Raw genomic sequence first — 24,028 nt, forward strand, 5'->3', positions numbered from 1 at the left:
GCCGGAAAAGTTAGATCAATGTTTTGCCATGGCGCACGAACGTCGGTTTGACCACCCGAACCGGGTACCACTTGCCGCGGATTTCCACCTCGGCCCGGTCAGCAGTCGCCGACGGCACACGCGCCAGGGCAATGGATTTGCTTAGCGTAGGAGAGAAACTACCACTGGTGATCTCTCCTTCGCCAACATTGGCGATACGAACCACCTGGTGAGCGCGTAAAACCCCGCGCTCTTCCAGCACCAGGCCGACCAGCTTGGACTTCACACCCGCAGCCTTTTCGGCTTCCAGGGCGGCGCGGCCGATGAAATCCCGCTCGGCCGGCTCCCAGGCGATGCTCCAGGCCATGTTGGCTGCCAGGGGCGAAACGTCCTGATGAATATCCTGACCGTAGAGGTTCATGCCGGCCTCAAGGCGCAGCGTGTCGCGGGCGCCGAGGCCGATGGGCGAAATGCCTGCGCCTACCAGGTCGTTGAAGAACGCCGGGGCCTGATCGGCCGGCAGGACAATTTCAAGACCGTCTTCGCCGGTGTAACCGGTGCGCGCGATAAACCAGTCGCCGTCAGCCAGGCCTTCAAAGGGCTTGAGCTGATGGATCAGGGTGGCGCGGGACTGGGTCACCAGTTCAGCGATCTTTTGCCGGGCATGGGGGCCTTGAATGGCGAGCATGGCCAATTCGGGCCGCTCGCGGAGCTGGGCCTGATAGCTGCCGAGCCGAGCCTGCATCCAGGCCATGTCCTGGTCACGGGTGGCGGCGTTGACCACCAGCCGGTAACCGCCCTCGGTACGGTAGACGATCATGTCGTCCACCACGCCGCCCTGCTCGTTGAGCATGGCGCTGTATAACGCGCGGCCGCAGCCGTGCAATCGGTCAACATCATTGGCCAGCAAATGCTGGAGCCATTCCTTGGCCTGGGGGCCTGTGATATCGATCACGGTCATATGGGATACATCGAACACCCCGCAGTCGCGTCGCACCTGATGGTGCTCCTCAACCTGCGAGCCGTAGTGCAAAGGCATATCCCAACCGCCAAAATCGACCATTTTCGCGCCAAGGGCGAGATGCAGGTCATACAGAGGCGTGCGCTGTCCCATGGGTTTCTCCTTCCGGGCGTGGCGAAGGTGCGGACGGTCGCCGTTCGGGCCGCACGCCTTGAAATACAAGGCCTGTAGCCGCGTTCAGCAACCCGATCTGAAAGATCGACCGCACCGAATGCCGCGCATTGTAGCCTCAAGCCGTAGGACTGGCACCTAACCGATTCGTCGCGCCGAACGTCGGATCAACCCGATGACCGGTAACAGCCCTACCAATACCAGGGTCAGGGCCGGCAGCGAAGCCCGCGCCCACTCCCCTTCGCTGGTCATCTCGAAAATCCGCACCGCCAGCGTGTCCCAGCCGAACGGGCGCATCAGCAGGGTCGCCGGCATTTCCTTGAGCACATCGACAAACACCAGCAGCGCCGCGCTCAGGGTGCCCGGCAGCAAAAGTGGCAGATACACTTTGCAAAACAGTCGCGGCCCGCTGACCCCAAGACTGCGGGCGGCTTCCGGCAAGGATGGACGGATTCGCGCCAGGCTGTTTTCCAGCGGCCCGTAGGCCACCGCAATGAAGCGCACCAGATACGCCAGCAGCAAGGCCGACAAACTGCCCAGTAACAGCGGTTTGCCGGCGCCCCCCAGCCAGCCGGAGACCGGGATCACCAGTTCACGATCCAGGTAGCTGAACGCCAACATGATCGACACCGCCAGCACCGAGCCCGGCAGCGCGTAACCCACGTTGGCCAGGCTGATGCCGGAGCGGATGGCCCGGGTGGGCGCCAGGCGATGGGCGAACGCCAGCACCAGGGCCACGCTGACGGTGATCAGGGCAGCCATACCGCCCAGGTACAGGGTATGGACGATCAAACCGGCGTAGCGCTCGTCCAGGTCGAAACGGCCACGCTGCCAGAACCAGGCCACCAGTTGCAGCATCGGGATCACGAACGCGCAGGCGAACACCAATCCGCACCAACCGCTGGCCAACGCCGCCTTGAACCCGCGCAGATGGTAAAGCGCCTTGCCGCGAGGTCGCTCGTTGCTCGGCCGGCTGGCGCCCCGGGCACGGCGTTCGCCGTACAGCACCAGCATCACCACCAACAGCAACAGGCTGGCCAGTTGCGCGGCACTGGAGAGGCTGAAAAAGCCGTACCAGGTCTTGTAGATGGCGGTGGTAAAGGTGTCGAAGTTGAACACCGAGACGGCACCGAAATCCGCCAGGGTTTCCATCAACGCGAGGGCCACGCCCGCACCGATGGCGGGACGCGCCATGGGCAGGGCCACCCGCCAGAACGCTTGCCACGGCGACTGCCCCAAGACACGCGCCGCTTCCATCAGGCCTTTGCCCTGGGCGAGGAACGCGGTGCGTGCCAGCAGATAAACATAGGGGTAGAACACCAGCACCAGCACGATGATCACACCGCTGGTCGAGCGCACACGCGGCAGGCGCAAGCCTGTACCAAACCATTCGCGCAGCAGGGTTTGCACCGGGCCGGAGAAGTCCAGCAGGCCGACGAAGACGAAGGCGAGCACATAGGCGGGAATCGCGAAGGGCAGCATCAACGCCCAGTCCAGCCAGCGCCGGCCGGGGAATTCGCAGAGGCTGGTCAGCCAGGCCAGGCTGACGCCCAGCAGCGTAACGCCCACACCGACGCCCAGCACCAGGGTCAAGGTGTTGCCCAGCAGGCGTGGCATCTGGGTTTCCCACAGGTGGGACCAGATCTGGTGGTCGATGGTCTGCCACGACAGCAACAGCACGCTCAACGGCAGCAGCACCAGGGCGGCGACGGTGAAGACCGGCAGGTACCAGCGGCGTTGGGCGGGATGGGCCAAGGAACAGATCTCTGGGGATAATATTTTTAACTCGCCACAAAACAGTGTGGGAGCCGGGCTTGCCCGCGATGCACGCACCTCGGTGTGTCAGTCACACCGCGGTGATGCTATCGCAGGCAAGCCAGCTCCCACACTGTGTTGCGGTGTTTTTAAACGTGCACTTAGTTCCAGCCAGCGCGATCCATCAAGCGAATCGCCTCAGCCTGACGCTTGCCCGCCACTTCCACCGGCAATGTGTCAGCCACAAACTTGCCCCAGGTCGCGACTTCAGCCGACGGCGGCACCGCCGGATTGGCCGGGAATTCCTGGTTCACATCCGCAAAGATCTTCTGCGCTTCCGGCGTGGTCATCCACTCCACCAGCGCCTTGGCTGCTTCCGGGTGCGGCGCATGCTTGGTCAGGCCGATGCCCGACAGGTTGACGTGCACCCCGCGGTCGCCCTGGTTCGGCCAGAACAACTTCACCGCCAGGTCCGGCTTCTGCTTGTGCAGGCGGCCGTAGTAGTAGGTGTTCACGATGCCCACGTCACACTGCCCGGCGTTGATCGCTTCCAGCACGGCAATGTCATCGGAGAACACGTCGGTGGACAGGTTGTTGACCCAGCCCTTGACGATTTCCTCGGTCTTGGCCGCGCCGTGGGTTTCGATCAGGGTGGCGGTCAGCGACTGGTTGTAGACCTTCTTCGCGGTGCGCAGGCACAGGCGGCCTTCCCACTGTTTGTCGGCCAGGGCTTCGTAGGTGGTCAGGTCGCCCGGTTTCACGCGATCGGTGGAGTAGGCGATGGTCCGCGCTCGCAGGCTCAGGCCGGTCCAGGCATGGGCCGAAGAACGGTATTGAAGGGGAATATTCTTGTCGATCACCGCAGAGGTGAACGGCTGCAGGATGCCCATCTGCTCGGCCTGCCAGAGGTTGCCGGCGTCAACGGTGAGCAGCAGGTCGGCGGTGGCGTTTTCACCTTCGGCCTTGATGCGCTGCATCAACGGCGCTTCCTTGTCGGTGATGAACTTCACCTGCACGCCGGTCTTCTTGGTGTAGGCATCGAACACCGGCTTGATCAGTTCATCGATGCGCGAGGAGTAGACCACGACTTCGTCGGCCGCCTGCACGGTGGTGCTGCCGATCAGTGTGAGTGCCAGGGCAGTCAGGAGGCGCTTGGGTGCCAACATGGGTGCGGTCTCTCATTTGCGAAAAGAGGGCAAATGATAAGGACTCACATTTGGTAACGCTCGACGCAGCCGTTACCAAATGTTGCGCACCCCTCTCAGGCCTTGGCCAGCTCCGGCAAATCCCCGGACAAGCCCAAGGCCTGACGCACAAACAACGCCTTGGCCTCCGGCATCTGCTCAACCACCTTCAGCCCTGCATTACGCAGCCAGCGCAACGGCAGTTGATCGGCCTGGAACAACCGCTCAAAGCCTTCCATCGCCGCCATCAGCGCCAGGTTGTGCGGCATGCGCCGACGCTCGTAACGGCTGAGCACCTTCACATCCGCCAGGCGCTCGCCGCGCTCGTTGGCCGCCAGCAGCACCTCGGCCAGCACCGCCGCATCGAGGAAGCCCAGGTTCACGCCCTGCCCCGCCAGCGGATGAATGACGTGGGCCGCGTCGCCAATCAATGCCAGGCCTTCGGCCACGTAACGTTTGGCGTGGCGCTGACGCAACGGCACGCACAGCCGTGGATCGGCGCTTATCACGCTGCCCAGGCGGCCTTCGAAGGCATTTTCAAGTTCACGGCAGAAGCTTTCATCGTCCAGCGCCATCAAGCGCTCGGACTCACTCGGGGTGGTCGACCAGACGATCGAACACCAGTCTTCCTGCCCGTCCCGCACCAGTGGCAGGAACGCCAGCGGGCCATTGTCGGTAAAACGCTGCCAGGCCGTCTTTTGATGCACCTGGCTGCTGCGCACACTGGTGACGATGGCGTTGTGCAAATAATCCCACTCACGGGTAGCGGTGCCGGTCAGGCGACGTACTGCCGAGTTGGCACCGTCCGCCGCGACCACCAGTGGCGCGCGCAAGGTGCGGCCATCGGCGAGGGTCAGCAGCCAGTCATCGCCGGAGCGGCGCATCTGTTCCAGGCGCGCATTGGCCAGCAGGCCGAGGTCGCAGTCGTGCAGGCGGTCGAGCAAGGCATCCTGGACCACACGGTTTTCGACGATATGCCCCAGCACCTCGGCATGCACGCTGGCCGCCGAGAAGTGGATCTGCCCGGTGCCGCTGCCGTCCCACACCTGCATCTCGCCGTACGGGCTGGCACGTCGCTCGACAATCCCGTCCCACACGCCAAGGCGCTCGAGGATGCGCTGGCTGGCGGCCGACAAGGCGCTCACCCGCGGTTCGAACGCAGCATGAGGGTCGAACGGCTTGACGCTCAGGGGGCTGCCGTCGAGCAGCAGCACCTGCAGGCCACTGCCCTGCAACGCCAGCGCCAGGGCGCTTCCGACCATTCCGGCCCCGACAATCAGCACATCTGCGCGCATGTCCATGCTTTAAGCCTGTCTCGATTGCAGCTTGCGCCGCACGTAAAGGGTTTTGTCGACTCGCGCCACCAGGGTGCCGGAGCCGTCATGAATCTGTACCTTGAGCTGCGGTAAATACTTGTCGCCGCTGGCGGTGTGCTGGCGGATCTCGTCCAGCAACGCTTGGTCGATGGAAAATTCGGCGAACACCGGGCCTTTGCCCGGCGAGATAAAGTCGATAGCGGCAGCCTTGTCCCAGACAATGTAGTCGCGGCCCAGGTTCTCCATCAGCATCAGCATGTAAAACGGGTCGACCATCGAATACAGGCTGCCGCCAAACTGCGTGCCGACGTAGTTGCGGTTGTACCAGCCCAGGCCCATGCGCACCTTGACCTCGCGGAAATCGCTGCCGATGTGCAACACCCGAATTCCGGCCCCAAGGTACGGCGGGTACAGGGTCATGATCCAGCGCAACAGCCGCGCCTTGCCCAGGCGTCGGGTCAGCCACTCACGCATCGGGACGGGTACCCAGGCCCATGGCCTGGCGCGCGAACCAGCGCTTGGCCGGCGGCAGCAAGTCGAGGCCCAGCAAGCCCATGTTGCGGCCCAGCGCGACCAACGGTTGCGCACTGCCAAACAGGCGGGTGACCTGATCGGAGAAGCCGACGGTGAGTTTCTGGTCCATGCGCTGACGCTCGCGGTACGCCTGCAGTGTCGCCAGGTCGCCCGGAATCGCCGGCCCGGCCAGCAGCGCCTCGGCCAACGCGTAGGCATCCCGCAGGGACAGGTTGAAGCCCTGACCGGCAATCGGGTGCAGGCTGTGGGCGGCATTGCCAAGTACGGCCAGATGAGAGCGCACTTGTTCTTCCGCTTCCACGAGCGTCAGCGGGTACAGGTGGCGCGCACCGACTTGCTTGAGGGTGCCCAGGCGGTAGCCGAACACGCCCTGCAGTTCACTCAGGAAGCTGCGTTCGTCCAGCTCGGCCAGGCGCTTGGCGTCCATGCCGATGCGGGTCCAGACCAGCGCGCAACGGTTGTCCGGCAACGGCAGCAAGGCCATCGGGCCTTCGTCGGTGAACCGCTCGAACGCCTCGCCGTTGTGGGCCTCGCTTGGGGTGATGTTGGCGATCAGCGCGCTCTGGTTGTACGGCCGCTTTTTAACGCCGATGCCCAGTTGCTCGCGCAAACCTGAGCGACCGCCATCGGCCAGCACCGCGAGGTCGCACTCCAGCACGGTTTCGTCATTGAGGGTCAGGCGGTAGCCATCGGCAAGCGGCTCCATGCGCGTAACTTCCGCCGGGCAACGCCAACTGACCACGTCCTTGTCCAGCCCTTGCCACAGGCATTGGCCCAGCCAGGCGTTTTCCACCACGTAGCCAAGCGCCGGCACGCCCTCTTCCATGGCCGACAGGCGCGCGGTAGAGAAGCGGCCACGGTCCGACACATGAATCTGTTTGATCGGCTCGGCGCGGCGAGAGATTTCCTGCCACACGCCCAATCGTTGATAAATCTGCCGCGCGCCAAAGGACAGCGCTGAAGAACGCGCGTCATAGCTCGGCTGGTAGCTGTCGCCAGGCGCAAACGGCTCGATCAGCACGATCTTCCAGCCCCGGGCCTTGGCCCCGGCCTGCAAGGCCAATGCGAGGCTGGCACCCACCAGGCCGCCGCCGATAATCGCCAGGTTGACCCGGCTCATCGGGCGCTCGCCATCAATGCTTCGATCTCGGCGACGGACTTGGGCACGCCACCGGTCAGAATTTCACAGCCTTGCTTGGTCACCACCACGTCGTCCTCGATGCGTACGCCAATGCCACGCCATTTCTTCGCCACGTTCTGGTTGTCCGGCGAGATGTAAATCCCCGGCTCCACGGTCAGTGCCATGCCGACTTCCAGCACCCGCCACTCGCCGCCGACCTTGTATTCGCCCACATCGTGCACATCCATCCCCAGCCAGTGGCCGGCGCGGTGCATGTAGAAGGCTTTATAAGCTTCACTGGCGATCAATTCGTCGACATCACCCTGCAACAATCCCAGCCTCACCAGCCCGGCAGTGATCACTTGCACCGTCGCCTCGTGGGCCTGGTTCCAATGCTTGTTCGGGGCGATTTCGGCAAAGGCGGCTTCCTGGGAAGCCAGCACGATTTCATAAATCGCCTTCTGCTCGGCGGAAAACTTGCCGCTCACCGGCCAGGTGCGGGTGATGTCGCTGGCGTAGCAGTCGATCTCGCAGCCGGCGTCGATCAGCACCAGGTCGCCGTCCTTGAGCAGCGCGTCATTCTGCTGGTAATGCAGGATGCAGCTGTTGCGCCCCGAGGCGACGATGGAACCATAGGCCGGCATCTTCGCCCCGCCCTTGCGAAACTCGTAGTCGAGCTCCGCTTCCAGGCTGAACTCATGCAACCCGGCGCGGCTGGCCTGCATCGCCCGTACATGGGCCGCGCAGGAAATCCGTGCCGCCTCGCGCATCACCTTCACTTCTGCCGCCGATTTATACAGGCGCATGTCGTGAAGCAGATGATCCAGGGCAACAAATTCGTTCGGTGGCTGGGCGCCGAGGTGCGCTTTAGAGCGGATCACGTTGATCCACTCCATCAGGTGCCGGTCGAATTCGGCATTGCTGCCCATGGCCGAATACACCCGGTCACGGCCTTCGATCAGGCCGGGCAGGATGTCGTCGATATCGGTAATCGGGAAGGCGTCATCCGCGCCAAAATCGCGGATCGCGCCTTCGGTGCCCGCTCGCAGGCCGTCCCACAGTTCGCGCTCGGCATTGCGTTCGCGGCAGAACAGCACGTACTCGCCGTGTTGGCGGCCAGGCATCAGCACGATCACCGCTTCCGGTTCGGGGAAGCCGCTCAAGTACTGGAAGTCGCTGTCCTGGCGGTAGACGTGCTCGACGTCACGGTTGCGGATGGCTACCGCGGCCGCCGGCAGGATGGCGATGCTGTTGGGTTCCATCTGCGCCATGAGCGCCTTGCGGCGCCGGGTGTATTCCGCTTTGGGGATATGGATCATGGGCAGATGGGCTTCCTTTCTTAGTGCAGCGACGGCTTGGGTGCAGCGGGCTCAGCCGATTTACGGGTCTCGGTGAACAGCAGCAGCGGCGCGACGCGCAGGTATTCCATGACTTCCATGTAGTCGCTTTCGCCGTCTTCGGACTCTTCCAGGGCGTCTTGCACCTGAGAGATGGCGGCCAGGTCCTGCAGCACTTCCTGGGCATCGGTGCTCAGGTCGAGGCCGCCGGCGTTCACGCCGAAACCGTGGAGGAAGCCTTGGCACCATTGGCCCAACGCGGCGGCGCGCTCGGTGAGCGGCGCGTCATCGGTAGGCAGCAGCAGGACGACGGTGACGTCATCACCGGTCAGCTCGCCTTTAACCATCTCTTGCAGGCCGATGAGCGCATTGCGCACGTTTTCGGTAGGCTCGGTTTCCAGCAGCTCGGCGACGTCGGCCAGCCAGTTGTCGGCATCAAAGCCGACACCGGTGCAACTGCGGCCCAGCAGCACGCCGTGCAGTTCGGCAGGCGAGCAAGGATGACCGCTGGAACTCAGCAGTTTGGAAAAAGCATCGTACGGGGAGTTCTGAATGGGCATGGTGAGCTAGGCGCCAGACGGCGCAATGTCTAGAATGAAGCGCTGTATCCTAGCATCGGCAGACGTACCAAGACTATCGAGGGCGTCAGATCGTTTATCCAGCAGTTGCCATTCATCAGACAAAATCCAGTGGAACCCAATGGAAGACACCGACCTGCAAGCGCTGATGGCCAGACTCGAGCTGCTAATTAACCGGGTCGAGCAACTTAAGAGCCAAAACGGACTCCTATTAGCTCAGGAAAAGACCTGGCGCGAGGAACGCGCTCACCTCATTGAAAAAAACGAAATCGCCCGGCGTAAGGTCGAATCGATGATTTCGCGCCTGAAGGCCCTGGAGCAAGACTCATGAGTTCAAGCAATAGCGTCACCGTGCAGATTCTCGACAAAGAATATTCGATCATCTGCCCCCAGGAAGAACGCAGCAACCTGGTGAGCGCTGCCCGCTACCTGGACGGCAAGATGCGCGAAATCCGCAGCAGCGGCAAAGTCATCGGCGCCGATCGCATCGCCGTGATGGCCGCCCTGAACATTACCCACGATCTGCTGCATAAGCAGGAACGGCCTGACGTGCAGGCCAGCGGCTCGACGCGCGAGCAGGTGCGCGACCTGCTGGAGCGGGTCGATCTGGTACTTTCTACCGATCCAGAGCCACCCAAGGGCTGATTGCGGCGTCGGTTTCGGGTATACTCGCCCCACTCCCTGGCGTGCTTGCCAGTCGGCGATGTCCCTGAGCCGATTCGCACTACCCTGGAAGTTACACGTTGGGCTGGTGTGCATGTCCGCTAGACGGAAAGCCTTAAAGCCTACTGTTTCTTCCACCTTGAACTTTCGGGTTCAAGGGCTAAGTCGACAGCGGTTCTGTCGGGGAGCCTGATTCCCAAATCCAATGCCAGTCCCAGGACTGGCATTGTTTTATGAGCCGAAAACCATGACCGAACCTGCGCCGCTTTCCCGCCCGCAACTTCGACGCATGCTGCGCAAAGCCCGCCGCGCCCTGACGCCAAGCGAGCAACGCCAGGCCGCCCTGGGCCTGTATCGGCAACTGGCACAGCACCCGCTGTTTCGCCGGGCCAAACACCTATCCTTATATCTACCGACGGACGGTGAAATCGATCCGCGCCTGCTGCTGCGCGCTGCACAGCGCCGGGGCAAGGCGACGTACCTGCCGGTGCTCAGTGCATGGCCGCGAACCAAGATGGTGTTCCAGCGAGTGCGCCCCGGCGAAAAGCTGAGGCCCAACCGTTTTCGCATCCTCGAGCCCCAGGTAAATGCCGGCCGGCAACGCAAGGTCTGGGCGCTGGACCTGGTGCTGCTGCCACTGGTTGGCTTTGATGATGTGGGCGGACGGTTGGGCATGGGCGGCGGGTTTTATGACCGCAGCCTGGCCTACATGGCCCGCCGGAAATCCTGGCGCAAGCCGACGCTGTTGGGCCTGGCCCATGAATGCCAGAAGGTCGAACGATTGGCACAGGCAAGCTGGGATGTACCGCTTGAGGGCACAGTCACCGATAAGGATTGGTATATAGCAGAGACGCTACTGGAATCAGCAGCGCCTTGAAGACGGGTCAGCGTTTGAACGGTTGCGGCTGTTGCTGTGCGAGTTCAATCGGTGCGTCAGTCTTGTTCGACCACAAGCTCTGCGCATAGCCGGTGGTCACAACGCCCAGGCCGAACAAAATAACCAAAATCCATAGTAAATCCGGTTTGCGTTTCATCGATTGCCCCCCTTCAGGCATCTTGCACACGATGACAGCAACGTTCCATTAGTAGTCCGTGCCAGCTGCGTCAAGCTCAAAACCCCGGCATTCTGCGTTAACGTGAACCAACACGCAAACCTTGACGCCAACCGACTGTCGGTTTGTCATAAAATTGCAGGACAACTTTCCCAATCGACTTTTGAGGAGCGAAAACATGGCCTATTGGCTGATGAAATCCGAGCCCGATGAACTGTCCATCAAGGGCCTGGAAAAGCTCGGCGAGGCCCGGTGGGACGGGGTGCGCAACTACCAGGCGCGGAACTTCCTGCGGGCGATGGCGGTGGGTGACCAGTTCTTCTTCTACCACTCCAGCTGCCCGGAACCGGGGATTGCCGGCATCGGTAAAATCGTCGAGGCAGCCTACCCGGACCCGACCGCGCTGGAGCCCGACAGTCATTATTTCGACGCCAAGGCCAGCCCTGAAAAAAACCCGTGGAGCGCGATCAATGTTGCCCACGTCGAGACCTTTGCGAAGGTCCTGGGGCTGGGCTATCTGAAACAGCAAACCGCCCTCGCCGAGTTGCCCCTGGTGCAAAAAGGCAGCCGCCTTTCGGTGATGCCGGTCACCGCCGAGCAATGGGCCGCCGTACTCGGCCTGCGCTGAAACAGCAGAACCCTGCGGTCACGCCCATGGCGCATGCATCTGCGCGCCAACCGGGTTAGGCTGGCGCTTCATTTGACCCGCATCAAGGGCCTCCGGGCAGGATCGGTCAAACTAGGACGCTAACGCCGCAGGATGCACCCATGTCGACGAACCACCGTACCTCCCATCTTTTCGCCATTCCATTGATTGTCTTGCTGCTGGCCGCCGGCGGCTTCGGCTATTGGCAATCCACCCAGGACCGCCTGCCCGAAGGCTTGAGCATGGGCAATGGCCGGCTGGAATCGACTGAAGTGCAGATCGCCGCCAAGATCCCCGGTCGCCTCGCCGAAGTGCGGGTGGACGAAGGCGACAAGGTGCTCAAGGGCCAACTGCTGGCGCGCATGGACACCCGTACCCTGGAAGCCCAGCGCGCCCAGGCCGAAGCTGAAGTGCTGCGGGCCAGGGAGAATTTCGCTGCTGCCGAAGCCAATGTGCAACTGCGCCGGAGCGAACAACTGCTGGCTAGCCAGGAACTCAAGCGCACCCAGGAGCTGTACAAGCGCGGCTTCGCCAGCGGCCAGCTGATCGACCAGCAGCAGGCCCGGCAAAACACCGGCAACGCTGCCGTGGTCGCCGCCCAGGCCCAGGTCAATTCGGTAAAGGCCGCCATCGGCGCCGCCCAGGCCCAGGTCGCCCAGCTCACCAGTGAAATCGAAGACAGCAGCCTGCGGGCGCCTATCGACGGCATCATCCAGCTGCGCCTGGCCGAACCCGGCGAAGTGCTCGGCGCGGGTGGCCGCGTGTTGCTGCTGATCGACCCCAACGACCAATACATGAACCTGTATCTGCCCGCTTCGGTAACCGGCGCCCTGACCGTCGGCAGTGAGGCGCGGATCGTCCTCGACGCCCTGCCGAAGCAACCGCTGCCGGCGAAAATCAGCTTCGTCGCCGCCAAGTCGCAGTTCACCCCCAAGGAAGTGGAAACCCGCGACGAACGCCAGAAGCTGGTGTTCCGGGTCAAGCTGCGCCTGACCCAACCAAGCGCCGTGCCCCAAGCCAAACCGGGCATGCCCGGCGCCGGCTATGTGCGCACCGCTGACCTGGACTGGCCGGCCAACCTGCAATGAACGGCCTGGCGCTGCACGCCACGGGGATCAACCATCGCTACGGCAAGCAACAGGCGCTGATCGACATCGCCTTCAGCCTGCCCGCCGGCACACGCTGCGGGTTGATCGGCCCGGACGGCGCCGGCAAGTCGAGCCTGCTGGGCTTGATCGCCGGGGTCAAAAAGCTTCAACAAGGCGAACTGCAAGTACTCGGCGGCTCCATCGAAGACCGCCGCCACCGCAACAGCCTGTACCCGCGCATCGCCTTTATGCCCCAGGGCCTGGGCGGCAACCTGTACCCCGAGCTGTCCATCAGCGAAAACATCCGGTTCTTTGCCACGCTGTTCGGCCTGTCGAAGGCCGATTGCGACCAGCGCATGCACAACCTGCTGCTGGCCACCGACCTCGCACGCTTCGCCGAGCGACCTGCCGGCAAGCTCTCCGGCGGCATGAAGCAGAAACTCGGCCTTTGCTGTGCACTGATCCACGACCCGGACCTGTTGATCCTCGACGAACCCACCACCGGCGTCGACCCGCTGTCCCGTCGACGCTTCTGGGAACTGGTGGAAACCGTACGCAGCGAACGCCCGCAGCTCACACTGCTGGTGGCCACCGCCTACATGGAAGAAGCCGAGCAGTTTGAACACTGCCTGATGCTCGACCGCGGCAAGCTGATCGCCGACGGCCTGAGCAGCGAACTCGCCGCTGCGACGCCCAGCGGCAAACTGGACGAAGCCTTCACCCATTTCCAGGGCGACAGTGCCCATAACAACGAACCGCTGGTGATTCCGCCCCGGCAAAGCGATAACACCGAGATCGCCATCGAAGCCCACGACCTGACCCTGCGATTCGGCGACTTCACGGCAGTCAACAAGGTCAGCTTCGCGATTGGCCGGGGCGAGATCTTTGGTTTCCTCGGCTCCAACGGCTGCGGCAAGACCACCACCATGAAAGTCCTCACCGGGTTGATGCCCGCCACCGAGGGCGCCGCCACGCTGCTGGGCAACCCGGTCAACGCCAAGGACCTGGCCACCCGCAAGCGCGTGGGTTTCATGTCGCAAAGCTTCTCGCTGTACGGCGAACTCAGCGTGCGCCAGAACCTGGTGCTGCATGCGCAGTTGTTCGACCTGCCCAAGGCCGAGAGCGGCCAGCGCATCGACGAGTTGATCAAGCGTTTTGACCTGGGCGACGTTGCCGAGCAGCCGTCCGGCGAGTTGCCGCTGGGCCTGCGCCAGCGCTTGTCCCTGGCGGTGGCGGTGCTGCACCGCCCGGAAGTGCTGATCCTCGATGAGCCGACCTCGGGCGTCGACCCGGCCGCGCGGGATGACTTCTGGCGGCTGCTGATCGAACTGTCCCGGGAACAGGGCGTGACGATCTTCCTGTCCACCCACTTCATGAACGAAGCCCAGCGCTGCGACCGCATCTCGCTGATGCACGCGGGCAAGGTGCTGGCCTGCGACACGCCGGACGCGCTGCAACAGCAGTTCCACGGAGAAACCCTGGAAGCGGCGTTCGTCACCTGCCTGGAACAGGCCCAAGGCGCGCCCGAAGCGGCCACCGCGCCCTCCGAAACCGTCAGCGAACCCATGGCCCCACCCGTCAGCAAACGCGGGTTCAGCGTCGCCCGCCTGTTGGCCGTGGCCAGCCGCGAAGGCAAGGAACTGCTGCGGGACAAAGTGCGCATGGCCTTCGCCCTGTTGGGGGCGATTTTCATGATGGTGATCTTCGGCTACGGCATTTCCCTGGACGTGGAGAAACTCGCCTTCGCCGTCTACGACCAGGACCAGACGCCGCAAAGCCGGGCCTACTTGGAAGCCTTTCGCAGTTCGCGCTATTTCGCCGAACAGTCGCCGATCACTGACTCCAACGAACTGCACAAACGCCTGCAGCGCTCGGAGATCAAACTGGCGCTGGAGATTCCGCCAGGATTCGGCCGCGATCTCTACGCCGGCCGCCAACCCGCCGTGGCCGCCTGGCTCGATGGCGGCATGCCGTTCCGTGCGGAAACCAGCCGCAATTATGTCGAGGCCGTGCACCAGGCCAACCTCCAACAACTGGCCGAACTGAACAGCACACCATTGAATCAGCAAGCCGCCGCCAAACTGGAAACCCGCTTTCGCTACAACCAGGACGTGGTCAGCGTGAACGCTATCGGCCCCGGCGTGATGGCGCTGATCCTCGCGTTTATCCCAGCGATGCTCACGGCCCTGGGGATCGTGCGCGAGAAGGAACTGGGCTCCATCACCAACTTCTACGCCACACCCCTGACCCGCCTGGAATTCCTGTTGGGCAAGCAGGCGCCGTACCTGGCCGTGAGCCTGATCAACCTGGGCCTGCTGGTGGCGATGAACCGCTGGCTGTTCGGCGTGCCGTTCAAGGGCAGCGGCGTGACCCTGGCTTTCGGCGGCCTGCTGTATGTGCTGGCCACCACCAGCATGGGCCTGCTGATTTCCGCGTTCACCCGCACCCAGATCGCAGCGATCCTCGGCACCATGATCATCACCAGCCTGCCGACCATCCAGTTCTCCGGGCTGATCGTGCCGCGCTCGTCCCTGGAAGGCGCCGCCGCGTTGATGGGCATGTTGTTCCCGGCGGGCTACTTCCTCGACATTGCGGTGGGCACCTTTACCAAGGCCCTGGACCTGCGTCAGCTATGGCCACAGTGCCTGGCGCTGTTCGGGTTTTTCCTGGGGTTCACCGGGCTTAGCCTGATCATGCTCAAGAAGCAGGAGGCCTGAGATGCACAAGTTCGCCCATATCCTGCGCCTCGGCATCAAGGAACTGACCAGCCTGCGCCACGACAGCGTGTTGCTGCTGTTCCTGTTCTACGCCTTTACCGTCGCCATCTATATGCCCGCCGCCGGCTCGGTGATCGGTGTGCACAACGCCAGCGTGGCCTTTGTGGATGAAGACCACAGCGCGCTTTCCCGGCAACTGGCCGAAGCACTGCAACCGCCGGAATTCCAGGCGGCGGTGCCGTTGCCGTACGACCAACTGGACAAGGTGATGGACAGCGGCCAGTACACCTTCGTGATCAACGTACCGGCGAATTTCCAGGCCGACCTGTTGGCCGGGCGCCAGCCGGGGGTGCAGGTCAACGTCGATGCCACGGCCATGAGCCAGGCATTCATGGGTGCCGGGTATATCGGACGGATTTTCCAGCGGGAATTGCTGACCTATGGCAACCAGGCCGATGCCGCCCAAAAGGCGCCGGCGCTGCTGACCACCCGGGCGCTGTTCAATACCAACCTGGAAGGCGGCTGGTTTCTGGCGGTGATCCAGATCGTCAACAACATCACCATCCTCGCCATCGTGCTGACCGGCACCGCGCTGCTGCGTGAGCGCGAACACGGCACCCTCGACCATTTGCTGGTGCTGCCGCTGACTGCGCTGGAAATCATGCTGGCGAAAATCTGGAGCAACATGCTGGTGGTGGTGCTGTGCACCTGGCTGTCGCTGGAAGTGGTGGTGAAAGGCTTGCTCGGCGTGCCGCTGGCCGGGTCGCTGACTTTGTTTTTGCTGGTGACGGCGCTGTACCTGTTTGCCAGTACTGCCCTCGGCATCTTCCTCGCCACCCTCGCCCGCTCGACGCCGCAGTTTGGCCTGCTGGCGATCCCGGTGATTATCCCGATGCTGCTGTTGTCCGGCGGCAGCACGCCGCTGGACAGCATGCCGCAGTGGTTGCAATGGGTGATGCAGGGCTCGCCGTCGACGCACTTTGTGAGCCTGAGTGCGGCGATTCTGTTCCGGGATGCGGGTGTGAATGTGGTGTGGCCGGACTTGCTGGCGCTGGCGGGGATCGGGTTGCTGTTCTTTGCGGTGGCGTTGGCGCGGTTCAGGAAGAGCCTGGCTTCCTGAGGTGCCTGTCAGGGCCTCTTCGCGAGCAAGCCCGCTCCCACACTTGACCGAGTTCTAACATGAGAATGCGGTTAAATGTGGGAGCGGGCTTGCTCGCGAAGGGCGCGAAGCGACCGGCTTACTGGATGATCAGGTTGTTGAACAACAGATCCTCAACCTGCGGCTTGCCGGTTTCGTCGTTCATCACTTGCTGGGTCTGCTTCAGGGCTTCCTGGCGCAGTTTTTCCTTCCCATCAACGCTGCTCATGGTGTCGTTGGTCTGCTGGGTAAACAACGCCACCAACTGGTTGCGAATCAGCGCATCGTTGGCTTTCACGGCAGCGGCTGCCTCGGGACCGGTGACCCGCAGGGCGATATCCGCCTTGAACACCCGCAGCTTCGCGGTGCCATCCAGGCCGTAGTTACCGACAAACGGCGGGCTCAGGCTGATATAGCTGACCTTCGGCGCTTCGCCTTCTTTGGCTTCTTCGGCCTGGGCGGCCATCGGCAGTGTCAGGGCCAGCATCAACAGGATCCACGCTTTCACAGTTCATTCCTCAATTCGGTTGCCCAGTAGCATAACGCTAGCAGCCCTGAGCACAAGCTTATGGCGACTTATCAGGCCGGGGCATGCTCGTTGACCCGTCGCCCTGCCCACCTACACTTATCGGCCAACACGCCAAAAGGAATAGTCCGATGAAAGCTGTGCTGTGCAAAGCCTTCGGCCCCGCCGAAAACCTGGTGCTGGAAGACGTCGAAAGCCCGGCGATCAAGAAGAACGAAATCCTGTTGGACGTGCATGCGGCCGGGGTCAATTTCCCGGACACCCTGATCATCGAGGGCAAGTACCAGTTCAAGCCGCCCTTCCCATTTTCGCCGGGCGGTGAAGCGGCAGGCGTGATCAGCCAAGTCGGTGAGAACGTCAGCCACCTGAAGGTCGGTGACCGGGTGATGGCCCTGACCGGCTGGGGCAGCTTCGCCGAGCAGGTCGCGGTGCCGGGCTACAACGTGCTGCCGATCCCGCCGAGCATGGACTTCAACACCGCCGCCGCCTTCAGCATGACCTACGGCACGTCGATGCACGCCCTGAAGCAACGGGCCAACCTGCAACCCGGGGAAACCCTGCTGGTGCTCGGTGCCTCCGGCGGCGTCGGCCTGGCTGCGGTGGAAATCGGCAAGGCCATGGGCGCCCGGGTGATCGCCGCGGCCAGCAGCGCCGACAAGCTGGCAGTGGCCAAGGCTGCCGGTGCCGATGAGTTGATCAACTACAGCGAAGCCAGCCTCAAGGACGAGATCAAACGCCTTACCGGCGGCAACGGCGTGGATGTGATCTACGATCCGGTGGGCGGCGACCTGTTTGACCAGGCCATTCGCGGCATCGCCTGGAATGGCCGGCTGCTGGTGGTGGGCTTTGCCAGCGGGCGCATTCCCGAGCTGCCGGTGAACCTGGCGCTGCTCAAGGGCGCGGCGGTGGTCGGGGTGTTCTGGGGGTCGTTCGCCCAGCGCCAGCCGCAGGACAATGCCGCCAACTTCCAGCAACTGTTCGGCTGGTTCGCCGAGGGCAAGTTGAAGCCGCTGGTGTCCCAGGTGTACCCGCTGGAGCAGGCGGCGCAGGCGATCAACGACCTCGGCCAGCGCAAGGCTGTGGGCAAGGTCGTGGTGCAGCTACGCTGACTATTGTTTCATTTTGTCCGCGGAGTGCCTGGGCCCATGATCGGCCGAGGCACTCACTCACTGGCAGGAATGAATAATGGTCACACCGCTGCGCGCGCTGTTTCTGGGGTTGTTGATGATGGTGTCGGCTCACGCCTTTGCCCATAAAGAGGGCAAGGATGTACGCGGGCTGAACAACGTGACGGTGCTGATCGTGCGCCATGCGGAAAAACCCGATGAAGGTCCGTTGCTGAGCCCCAAGGGCGAACAACGGGCGGCGGCCTACGCCAGCTATTTCGACCCGCTGCTGTTGAACGGCATCTCCGTGGTGCCCCAGCGGCTGATCGCCACCAGCGACAGCAAGGAAAGCTCCCGCCCGCGCCTGACCCTGACACCCCTGGCCCAGCGCCTGCAGCTCCCGCTTGAAACACCCTACTCAGACGATCAAGTCGGCAAGCTGGTGAAATCCCTGCGCAAGTCCAACCAGGCGCAGACCGTGTTGATCGCCTGGCATCACGGGCATATCGACAAGTTGATCGAGGCCTTCGGCGGTGACGGCGCGGCGCTGACCGGCATGAAGAAATGGCCGGAAAATGTGTATGACTGGCTGATCGTGTTGCGCTTCGACGACCAGGGTCAACTGGTGGAATCCCGCAGCCAGAAGATCCAGGAACACCTGCTTCCAGGTGATATCGCAGCCGCCAACGGCAACTGAACCGAATCACTGCCTGTGGTGAGGGAGCTTGCTCCCTCACCACAGCTTCTTGGCATTCCCGCCTGAAAACGCCCCTCACTTGCCTCTAAGCGACATGTTCGTAAAAGAACATGCAATTGCACTCAATTCCTATGCCCGCAGATAAGAGGCGGTGCTATTTTCGGTAACGAAACTGTAACATTCGCATCCGCAGTCAAAACAAGAAATCTGGAGCTCTTGAATGTTTGCTTTCTTCCGTCCTGCCGCACATCAGGCGCCCCTGCCTGAAGAAAAAATAGATAGCACGTACCGACGCCTGCGCTGGCAGATCTTCGCCGGTATTTTCTTCGGTTACGCCGGGTACTACCTGCTGCGCAAGAACTTCTCCCTGGCCATGCCGTACCTGATCGACGAGGGTTACACCCGTGGCCAGCTGGGCCTGGCAATGTCGGCGATCGCAATTGCCTACGGCCTGTCCAAGTTCCTCATGGGGCTGGTGTCCGACCGCTCCAACCCGCGCTACTTCCTGCCCTTCGGCCTGTTGGTGTCCGCCGGGGTGATGTTCATTTTCGGTTTCGCACCTTGGGCTACCTCCAGCGTGACCATGATGTTCATTCTGCTGTTCATCAACGGCTGGGCCCAGGGCATGGGCTGGCCGCCAAGTGGGCGGACCATGGTGCACTGGTGGTCGCAGAAGGAACGTGGCGGTGTGGTTTCCGTATGGAACGTGGCGCATAACGTCGGCGGCGGCTTGATCGGCCCGCTGTTCCTGCTGGGCATGGCCTGGTTCAACGACTGGCACGCGGCGTTCTACGTCCCGGCTACCGTGGCCCTGCTGGTGGCGGCGTTTGCCTTCATCACCATGCGCGACACCCCGCAATCGGTGGGCCTGCCGCCCATCGAGCAATACAAGAACGATTACCCGGAAGGCTACGACGCCAGCCACGAGGACGAATTCAGCGCCAAGGAAATCTTCGTCAAGTACGTGCTGCGCAACAAAATGCTCTGGTACATCGCCTTCGCCAACGTCTTCGTCTACCTGCTGCGCTACGGCGTGCTGGACTGGGCACCGACGTACCTCAAGGAAGCCAAGCACTTCGACGTGGATAAAACCTCGTGGGCGTACTTCTTCTACGAGTGGGCGGGCATTCCGGGCACGCTGCTGTGCGGCTGGATGTCGGACAAGATCTTCCGTGGCAACCGTGGCCTGACCGGCATTGTGTTCATGGGCCTGGTCACCGTGGCGACCCTGGTTTACTGGCTCAACCCGCCGGGCAACCCGATGATCGACATGATCGCGCTGTTCTCCATCGGCTTCCTGATCTACGGCCCGGTGATGCTGATCGGCCTGCAGGCGCTGGAACTGGCACCGAAAAAAGCCGCCGGTACCGCAGCGGGCTTTACGGGCTTGTTCGGTTACCTGGGTGGTTCAGTGGCAGCGAGTGCGGCCATGGGCTACACCGTTGACCATTTCGGCTGGGACGGTGGTTTCGTATTGCTGATCGGCGCGTGCCTGCTGGCCATCGCGTTCCTGATCCCCACCTTGTGGCACACCAATAGCGTCAGTGCCGCACGTTAATCGTCGGAACAGCCTTTGGAACACCGCTTGAGCCGCGCCTCCAGATTCTTGTCTGGCATGGCGTGGCTACGCAGGGCGTTGACGGTCTGCTCGACATAATCGCGCGTAGTGCCGTAACGCCCGCAAGCGCTTTGCAACACGTGATTCAGCACGATGTCGGGCAAATTGCCGGCATAACTGGGCAGGTGCCGTTCCAGGACAAATCCCAATGCCTGCACCTGGCTGCCATCTTCCAGACGACAGCTGAGCCAGTGCGGCCGGTACGAGGGATACGGCATCTCGCGCTGCCACAGGGCATACAGCGAGGCCTCCAGTTGATCTTCCGGCAAGCGGTAGGCAAACCCGCTGCACGAGCCGCCGCGATCCAGGCCAAACACCAACCCCGGTATTTCCGGCGTGCCCCGGTGCTCATGGGACCACAGGTACAAGCCCCGGTGATAACCGTGGACCCGCGCCCGCATCCGCTGTGTCGACGAACATTCAGGCCGCCAGATCAGCGAACCGTAAGCGAATAGCCAGACCGGCCCACCCTTGTGCAGCGCCATGGTGGCTTGCATCGAGCTCATCAACTGTTCGTGAGTGAGTTGCGGCCCCAGATCGAGCCGCGGAGGGTAAGCCAATTGCAAAAGATCAGATTCAATGGCGGTCATGGCAGATCGCTTAGGTCTCCTTTGTTGTTACGAGAAGCTGTTACCAGTTGTAAGCAACTTTACCGTAATAGAACGCGCCGCTGTAACCGTACGGCGAAAAAGTGCTATAGGCCAAATTGCCACCACTGCTGGCGTAGGCATTGAGTTTTTCCGGGTATTTGTCGGTGACGTTGTCGCCGCCAACGGTGAAGGTCCAGTTTTTCAGCTTGTAGTCGGCTGACAGGTCCAACAGCCAGGCGGCCTTGAAGCGCTGGTCGTTGGTCGGGTCGGCCTGGTAGCTGGTGAATGAACCATAGCGCACCAAATTACTGTGCAGCGCCCAGTTGCCGAAACTCAGGTCGTTGCCCAGGCTCAGCTTGTGCTGTGGCGTGGTATCGCCCAGCAGGCCGATGCGCTCGCGACGGTCGACCCGAACCAGGCTCGCGCCCAGGCTATCCAGCACGGACGGGTTGGCTTTTACGTCGGTGACCTTGGTGTGGTTGTAGTTGTAGCCCACGGTGCTGTTCCAGCGCACACCGTTGTCCAGTTGGTAGCGATAGTTGGCCACCAGGTCGACGCCATTGGTGGTGGTGTCGGTGGCGTTGGTGAAGTAGCGCACCGTGGTGTAGTTGATGTTGCCGACGCCATTGGCCTGCAGATACGCGAGCGCAGCCGGGTTCTTGCTCAGGTCCAGATTGGAGGACAGGCTGATGCGGTCGCTGATGTCGATACGGTAGACATCGGCGGTCACGGTCAGGTTGTCGGTCGGCTCCAGCACCAGGCCGAGACTGTAGTTGCGGGACTTCTCGGCTTTCAGGTCTTCAGCGCCGAGCAGGCGCGCCACCTGGCTGTTGGCCGGGAAGGTGCCGGCTTCCTGGATGGTGTTGCCGATCAGTTGCGACGAGGTGTAGGCGAAGTTTTGCTGGGCCAGGGACGGCGCACGGAAACCGTTGGAAACACTGCCGCGCAAGGCCACTTGCGGAGTGAAGTCGTAGCGCGCCGAGAGCGAGCCGCTGACGTTGGAACCAAAATCACTGTAGTCCTCGTGGCGCACGGCGGCGGAGGCACTGAGTTTTTCGGTGAAGTTGGTTTCCAGGTCCAGGTACTGCGCCCAGTTGTGGCGTGTGCTGGTGCCGGCGTCGGAATCACGGAAGCCGCCCAGGCCCGAACTGCCGGTCTGGTAGTAGGACGCCGGGTCGCCCGCCTTGATCTGGTAACCCTGGTCCAGGTATTCGCCGCCAAACGCCACCGACACCGGATACGGCAACCAGCCCAGGCTGAATTCCCGCGACAGGTCCAGGCTGAGTTGCTTCTGGTCATTGACCAACGTGCCGTTGTCGAACTTGCGCGGCGTGGCCAGGCCCAGCGAGGTGTTGATGGTTTCGGTACCGATCTGGTACTGGTTCTTGCCGTAGTTGACCGACACATCGTAGTGCCAGTCATAGGCCAACAAGCCGCGCAGGCCGACCGCCAGGGACGTGTCTTCCACGTCACCGCGAATCAACGGCAGGTAACCATTGGGGTTGAGCGCAGGAATGTTGTTGCTCGCGTTACTGGCCCGGTAGAACGCCGCCGTCTCGCCGCGGGTCTTGCTGTAGCCGCCAAACGCATAGAACTCGGCCGCATCGCTGAAGGAATATTCCGAGTTGAGAAACAGCTTGCCCTGGTCAGTGGCCGGCTCGCCCTGGCGGAACACCCGCTGGCCGTAGGTCGTCGAACCAACGCTGCCCGGACGCAGGTCCTTGCCGGCGCGGTTGGTGTAATCGTTGTCGGCGCCTTCGGCAGAGATGTTGATAAACCCGTTATCGCCCAGCGCCACACCGGTGTTGCCGCTGAGGTTGCGCTGGATACCGTCGCCCTTCTTGTACTCACCAAACTTGCTGGTGATCGAGCCGCCGTTGTCGTCATGCTTGAGGATCACGTTGATCACCCCGGCAATCGCATCGGAGCCGTAGCGGGCCGATGCGCCGTCACGCAGCACCTCGATATGGTCGACCGCCGACAACGGGATCGCATTCAAATCCGCCGGCGCCGAGCCACGCCCAACCGCACCGCCGAGATTGACGAAGGCACTGGTGTGGCGGCGCTTGCCGTTGACCAGCACCAACACCTGGTCCGGTGACAGGCCACGCAGCTGCGCCGGGCGCACCAGTTCGGCACCGTCTACCAGGCTCGGGCGTGGAAAGTTGATGGAAGGAATCAATCGGGCCAACACCGCGCCCAACTCATCAGAGCCGGTGCTGCGCAAGGTGTCGCCGGAAATCACATCGATAGGTGACAACGAGGCACTGGCGGTGCGCTCTTGGGCGCGGGTGCCGGTGACAATGACTGTATCGAGTTTGGGTACATCGGCAGTGGCCGTTTCGGCGGATGCCACTGGACTGAATCCCACAGCGGTCAGCAAATTAGCCGACAAAATCGCCGTGTACAGCAGGTGCTGCTTGTTGCTCCCCATACCGCTCCCCTTGGAATCAAAAGCCAGAACGTCAATGCTCTGAGCTCGTACGATCGATCCGTGTGGCGGACGGTGGCGGTCATTTATTGGTTATTGGCAGAAAGTCGGTAGTCCGTTGGCATATAGCTTAATGATATTTATGTAACAAATTAAATACCTTTAAAGAATAAGCGAATGCATAAGCCCAGGCCGCTCCGCTCATCAGGATTGGCTGCCTCAATCCCTGTAGTTTCAGCGCAGGTTCAGCCTGGGGGCACGCTGAGCCTTCAAAATAGGCGCCTGTCACGACCCACCTGGCCGCCAACCGAATCGACTACCGAGGTCACTCCATGAAATACCGACTGCCCAGCCTGTTGTTCCTGGCACAGGCCACCACCGCCCTGGCGGCGGAAGTGCCGACCCAGGACGAAAAAGGCTTCTGGTATGCCCAGACGAGCGTCTACACCCGGCATTTTGCGCCGGACAAGGACCACAACAACAACCAGGACCTGATCGGCCTGGAGCGCAATGAAGCGTCAGGCCTGGTGTATGGCGGGGCGACGTTTCGCAACTCGTTCAGCCAGCGTTCGTACTACGCCTATGCCGGCAAACGCTACGACATGCCCGATTACCCGGTGTACTTGAAGCTGACAGGGGGTTTGATCCAGGGCTATCGCGGCAAGTACCGCGACAAGATTCCGCTGAATGGACTGGGGGTAGCGCCGGTGATCATCCCCTCGGTGGGCACCCACTACGGGCCGGTCGCCGCCGAGCTGGTGTTGCTCGGGTTCAATGCGGCGATGGTGACCACGGGCGTTCGTTTCTGATCGAGCCGCTGA

General features: G+C 62.3%; 23 protein-coding genes and 1 other RNA gene. 12 read left to right on the forward strand and 12 right to left on the reverse strand.

Annotation, left to right across the window (positions count from 1 at the left end; all coding sequences use genetic code 11):
• Positions 1–10 precede the first annotated feature (10 nt).
• From gcvT to HX839_RS06240, 8 genes are all read right to left on the reverse strand, one after another.
• Positions 11–1,093, reverse strand: a complete 1,083-nt coding sequence (gene gcvT, locus HX839_RS06205; RefSeq protein ID WP_003213938.1) for a glycine cleavage system aminomethyltransferase GcvT — start codon at positions 1,091–1,093, stop codon at positions 11–13.
• Between the two features lie 156 nt (positions 1,094–1,249).
• On the reverse strand, positions 1,250–2,866 hold the full coding sequence (locus HX839_RS06210; RefSeq protein ID WP_003213940.1) for an iron ABC transporter permease: 1,617 nt from the start codon (positions 2,864–2,866) through the stop codon (positions 1,250–1,252).
• 161 nt (positions 2,867–3,027) lie between these two features.
• Positions 3,028–4,032, reverse strand: coding sequence for an extracellular solute-binding protein (locus tag HX839_RS06215; RefSeq protein ID WP_008438892.1), 1,005 nt, complete (start codon positions 4,030–4,032; stop codon positions 3,028–3,030).
• Positions 4,033–4,127: 95 nt separating this feature from the next.
• Positions 4,128–5,345 carry a 2-octaprenyl-3-methyl-6-methoxy-1,4-benzoquinol hydroxylase gene (locus tag HX839_RS06220; RefSeq protein ID WP_177066937.1) on the reverse strand — a complete coding sequence of 406 codons (1,218 nt, stop codon included), beginning with the start codon at positions 5,343–5,345 and terminating at the stop codon, positions 4,128–4,130.
• 9 nt (positions 5,346–5,354) lie between these two features.
• Positions 5,355–5,840 carry a DUF4442 domain-containing protein gene (locus tag HX839_RS06225; protein WP_177066862.1) on the reverse strand — a complete coding sequence of 162 codons (486 nt, stop codon included), beginning with the start codon at positions 5,838–5,840 and terminating at the stop codon, positions 5,355–5,357.
• On the reverse strand, positions 5,833–7,020 hold the full coding sequence (gene ubiH / locus HX839_RS06230) for a 2-octaprenyl-6-methoxyphenyl hydroxylase (protein WP_003213948.1): 1,188 nt from the start codon (positions 7,018–7,020) through the stop codon (positions 5,833–5,835). Before ubiH ends, HX839_RS06225 begins: the two co-directional genes overlap by 8 nt.
• Positions 7,017–8,339 (reverse strand): Xaa-Pro aminopeptidase, encoded by a 1,323-nt coding sequence (gene pepP / locus HX839_RS06235; protein WP_177066863.1) that lies wholly within the window; start codon positions 8,337–8,339, stop codon positions 7,017–7,019. The genes ubiH and pepP overlap by 4 nt, the downstream gene beginning before the upstream one ends.
• 20 nt (positions 8,340–8,359) lie before the next feature.
• Positions 8,360–8,917, reverse strand: coding sequence for a YecA family protein (locus tag HX839_RS06240; protein WP_003213952.1), 558 nt, complete (start codon positions 8,915–8,917; stop codon positions 8,360–8,362).
• 139 nt (positions 8,918–9,056) lie between these two features.
• On the opposite strand from HX839_RS06240, the gene HX839_RS06245 reads away from it, so the two are divergent.
• From HX839_RS06245 to HX839_RS06260, 4 genes are all read left to right on the forward strand, one after another.
• Positions 9,057–9,266: a TIGR02449 family protein gene (locus HX839_RS06245; RefSeq protein WP_003213954.1), complete on the forward strand. Its 210-nt coding sequence runs from the start codon at positions 9,057–9,059 to the stop codon at positions 9,264–9,266.
• Complete coding sequence (locus HX839_RS06250; RefSeq protein ID WP_003213956.1) at positions 9,263–9,580, forward strand: cell division protein ZapA; 318 nt, start codon at positions 9,263–9,265, stop codon at positions 9,578–9,580. The genes HX839_RS06245 and HX839_RS06250 overlap by 4 nt, the downstream gene beginning before the upstream one ends.
• A 30-nt stretch (positions 9,581–9,610) precedes the next feature.
• A non-coding RNA gene (ssrS, locus tag HX839_RS06255) (6S RNA) lies at positions 9,611–9,789 on the forward strand.
• Positions 9,790–9,845: 56 nt separating this feature from the next.
• A complete protein-coding gene (locus HX839_RS06260) occupies positions 9,846–10,475 on the forward strand; it encodes a 5-formyltetrahydrofolate cyclo-ligase (RefSeq protein WP_087693301.1) in 630 nt (209 codons plus the stop codon).
• 7 nt (positions 10,476–10,482) lie between these two features.
• Here the strand turns inward: HX839_RS06260 and HX839_RS06265 are convergent, their stop codons facing one another.
• A complete protein-coding gene (locus tag HX839_RS06265) occupies positions 10,483–10,632 on the reverse strand; it encodes a hypothetical protein (protein WP_003213959.1) in 150 nt (49 codons plus the stop codon).
• 196 nt (positions 10,633–10,828) lie between these two features.
• Between HX839_RS06265 and HX839_RS06270 the strand changes: the two genes are divergently transcribed.
• The 4 genes from HX839_RS06270 to HX839_RS06285 all read left to right on the forward strand — a co-directional run bounded on the left by HX839_RS06270 (position 10,829) and on the right by HX839_RS06285 (position 16,221).
• Positions 10,829–11,278 (forward strand): EVE domain-containing protein, encoded by a 450-nt coding sequence (locus HX839_RS06270; protein WP_003213961.1) that lies wholly within the window; start codon positions 10,829–10,831, stop codon positions 11,276–11,278.
• A gap of 140 nt (positions 11,279–11,418) precedes the next feature.
• A complete protein-coding gene (locus tag HX839_RS06275; protein ID WP_003213963.1) occupies positions 11,419–12,384 on the forward strand; it encodes an HlyD family secretion protein in 966 nt (321 codons plus the stop codon).
• Complete coding sequence (gene rbbA, locus HX839_RS06280; RefSeq protein ID WP_177066864.1) at positions 12,381–15,101, forward strand: ribosome-associated ATPase/putative transporter RbbA; 2,721 nt, start codon at positions 12,381–12,383, stop codon at positions 15,099–15,101. The genes HX839_RS06275 and rbbA overlap by 4 nt, the downstream gene beginning before the upstream one ends.
• A gap of 1 nt (position 15,102) precedes the next feature.
• Entirely contained in the window at positions 15,103–16,221 is a 1,119-nt protein-coding gene (locus HX839_RS06285; RefSeq protein WP_003213965.1) for an ABC transporter permease, read from the forward strand.
• Between the two features lie 118 nt (positions 16,222–16,339).
• Here HX839_RS06285 and HX839_RS06290 read toward each other — a convergent pair whose 3' ends face one another.
• Positions 16,340–16,747 carry a flagellar basal body-associated protein FliL gene (locus HX839_RS06290; RefSeq protein WP_008438883.1) on the reverse strand — a complete coding sequence of 136 codons (408 nt, stop codon included), beginning with the start codon at positions 16,745–16,747 and terminating at the stop codon, positions 16,340–16,342.
• Between the two features lie 149 nt (positions 16,748–16,896).
• On the opposite strand from HX839_RS06290, the gene HX839_RS06295 reads away from it, so the two are divergent.
• The 3 genes from HX839_RS06295 (at position 16,897) to glpT (ending at position 20,126) form a co-directional block, all read left to right on the forward strand.
• Positions 16,897–17,874: an NADPH:quinone oxidoreductase family protein gene (locus tag HX839_RS06295; RefSeq protein WP_003213968.1), complete on the forward strand. Its 978-nt coding sequence runs from the start codon at positions 16,897–16,899 to the stop codon at positions 17,872–17,874.
• A gap of 76 nt (positions 17,875–17,950) precedes the next feature.
• Positions 17,951–18,568 carry a flagellar basal body-associated protein FliL gene (locus HX839_RS06300; protein WP_008438881.1) on the forward strand — a complete coding sequence of 206 codons (618 nt, stop codon included), beginning with the start codon at positions 17,951–17,953 and terminating at the stop codon, positions 18,566–18,568.
• 220 nt (positions 18,569–18,788) lie between these two features.
• The gene (glpT, locus tag HX839_RS06305) at positions 18,789–20,126 is read left to right on the forward strand and encodes a glycerol-3-phosphate transporter (protein WP_003213972.1); all 1,338 of its coding nucleotides are present in this window, start codon (positions 18,789–18,791) and stop codon (positions 20,124–20,126) included.
• Here glpT and HX839_RS06310 read toward each other — a convergent pair.
• Together HX839_RS06310 and HX839_RS06315 are read right to left on the reverse strand one after the other, a co-directional pair.
• Positions 20,123–20,776 (reverse strand): gamma-glutamylcyclotransferase, encoded by a 654-nt coding sequence (locus tag HX839_RS06310; protein WP_003213974.1) that lies wholly within the window; start codon positions 20,774–20,776, stop codon positions 20,123–20,125. The genes glpT and HX839_RS06310 overlap by 4 nt on opposite strands.
• Before the next feature lie 40 nt (positions 20,777–20,816).
• Entirely contained in the window at positions 20,817–23,210 is a 2,394-nt protein-coding gene (locus HX839_RS06315; protein ID WP_177066865.1) for a TonB-dependent siderophore receptor, read from the reverse strand.
• A 329-nt stretch (positions 23,211–23,539) separates the two neighbouring features.
• Here HX839_RS06315 and HX839_RS06320 point away from each other — a divergent pair, with 329 nt between their 5' ends.
• A complete protein-coding gene (locus tag HX839_RS06320; RefSeq protein ID WP_177009072.1) occupies positions 23,540–24,016 on the forward strand; it encodes a sn-glycerol-3-phosphate transporter in 477 nt (158 codons plus the stop codon).
• Positions 24,017–24,028 lie beyond the last annotated feature (12 nt).

Origin of the sequence: Pseudomonas sp. I8001 (assembly GCF_013385345.1) — a bacterium.
Taxonomy (GTDB): domain Bacteria; phylum Pseudomonadota; class Gammaproteobacteria; order Pseudomonadales; family Pseudomonadaceae; genus Aquipseudomonas.

Coding starts and splice junctions, on each gene's coding strand:
- HX839_RS06285 (WP_003213965.1), top strand. CDS start 15,103: ATGCACAAGTTCGCCCATATCCTGCGCCTCGGCATCAAGGAACTGACC.
- HX839_RS06320 (WP_177009072.1), top strand. CDS start 23,540: ATGAAATACCGACTGCCCAGCCTGTTGTTCCTGGCACAGGCCACCACC.
- HX839_RS06300 (WP_008438881.1), top strand. CDS start 17,951: ATGGTCACACCGCTGCGCGCGCTGTTTCTGGGGTTGTTGATGATGGTG.
- HX839_RS06250 (WP_003213956.1), top strand. CDS start 9,263: ATGAGTTCAAGCAATAGCGTCACCGTGCAGATTCTCGACAAAGAATAT.
- glpT (WP_003213972.1), top strand. CDS start 18,789: ATGTTTGCTTTCTTCCGTCCTGCCGCACATCAGGCGCCCCTGCCTGAA.
- HX839_RS06260 (WP_087693301.1), top strand. CDS start 9,846: ATGACCGAACCTGCGCCGCTTTCCCGCCCGCAACTTCGACGCATGCTG.
- HX839_RS06265 (WP_003213959.1), bottom strand. CDS start 10,632: ATGAAACGCAAACCGGATTTACTATGGATTTTGGTTATTTTGTTCGGC.
- HX839_RS06240 (WP_003213952.1), bottom strand. CDS start 8,917: ATGCCCATTCAGAACTCCCCGTACGATGCTTTTTCCAAACTGCTGAGT.
- HX839_RS06270 (WP_003213961.1), top strand. CDS start 10,829: ATGGCCTATTGGCTGATGAAATCCGAGCCCGATGAACTGTCCATCAAG.
- HX839_RS06295 (WP_003213968.1), top strand. CDS start 16,897: ATGAAAGCTGTGCTGTGCAAAGCCTTCGGCCCCGCCGAAAACCTGGTG.
- ubiH (WP_003213948.1), bottom strand. CDS start 7,020: ATGAGCCGGGTCAACCTGGCGATTATCGGCGGCGGCCTGGTGGGTGCC.
- gcvT (WP_003213938.1), bottom strand. CDS start 1,093: ATGGGACAGCGCACGCCTCTGTATGACCTGCATCTCGCCCTTGGCGCG.
- HX839_RS06315 (WP_177066865.1), bottom strand. CDS start 23,210: ATGGGGAGCAACAAGCAGCACCTGCTGTACACGGCGATTTTGTCGGCT.
- HX839_RS06310 (WP_003213974.1), bottom strand. CDS start 20,776: ATGACCGCCATTGAATCTGATCTTTTGCAATTGGCTTACCCTCCGCGG.
- rbbA (WP_177066864.1), top strand. CDS start 12,381: ATGAACGGCCTGGCGCTGCACGCCACGGGGATCAACCATCGCTACGGC.
- pepP (WP_177066863.1), bottom strand. CDS start 8,339: ATGATCCATATCCCCAAAGCGGAATACACCCGGCGCCGCAAGGCGCTC.
- HX839_RS06215 (WP_008438892.1), bottom strand. CDS start 4,032: ATGTTGGCACCCAAGCGCCTCCTGACTGCCCTGGCACTCACACTGATC.
- HX839_RS06225 (WP_177066862.1), bottom strand. CDS start 5,840: ATGCGTGAGTGGCTGACCCGACGCCTGGGCAAGGCGCGGCTGTTGCGC.
- HX839_RS06245 (WP_003213954.1), top strand. CDS start 9,057: ATGGAAGACACCGACCTGCAAGCGCTGATGGCCAGACTCGAGCTGCTA.
- HX839_RS06275 (WP_003213963.1), top strand. CDS start 11,419: ATGTCGACGAACCACCGTACCTCCCATCTTTTCGCCATTCCATTGATT.
- HX839_RS06220 (WP_177066937.1), bottom strand. CDS start 5,345: ATGCGCGCAGATGTGCTGATTGTCGGGGCCGGAATGGTCGGAAGCGCC.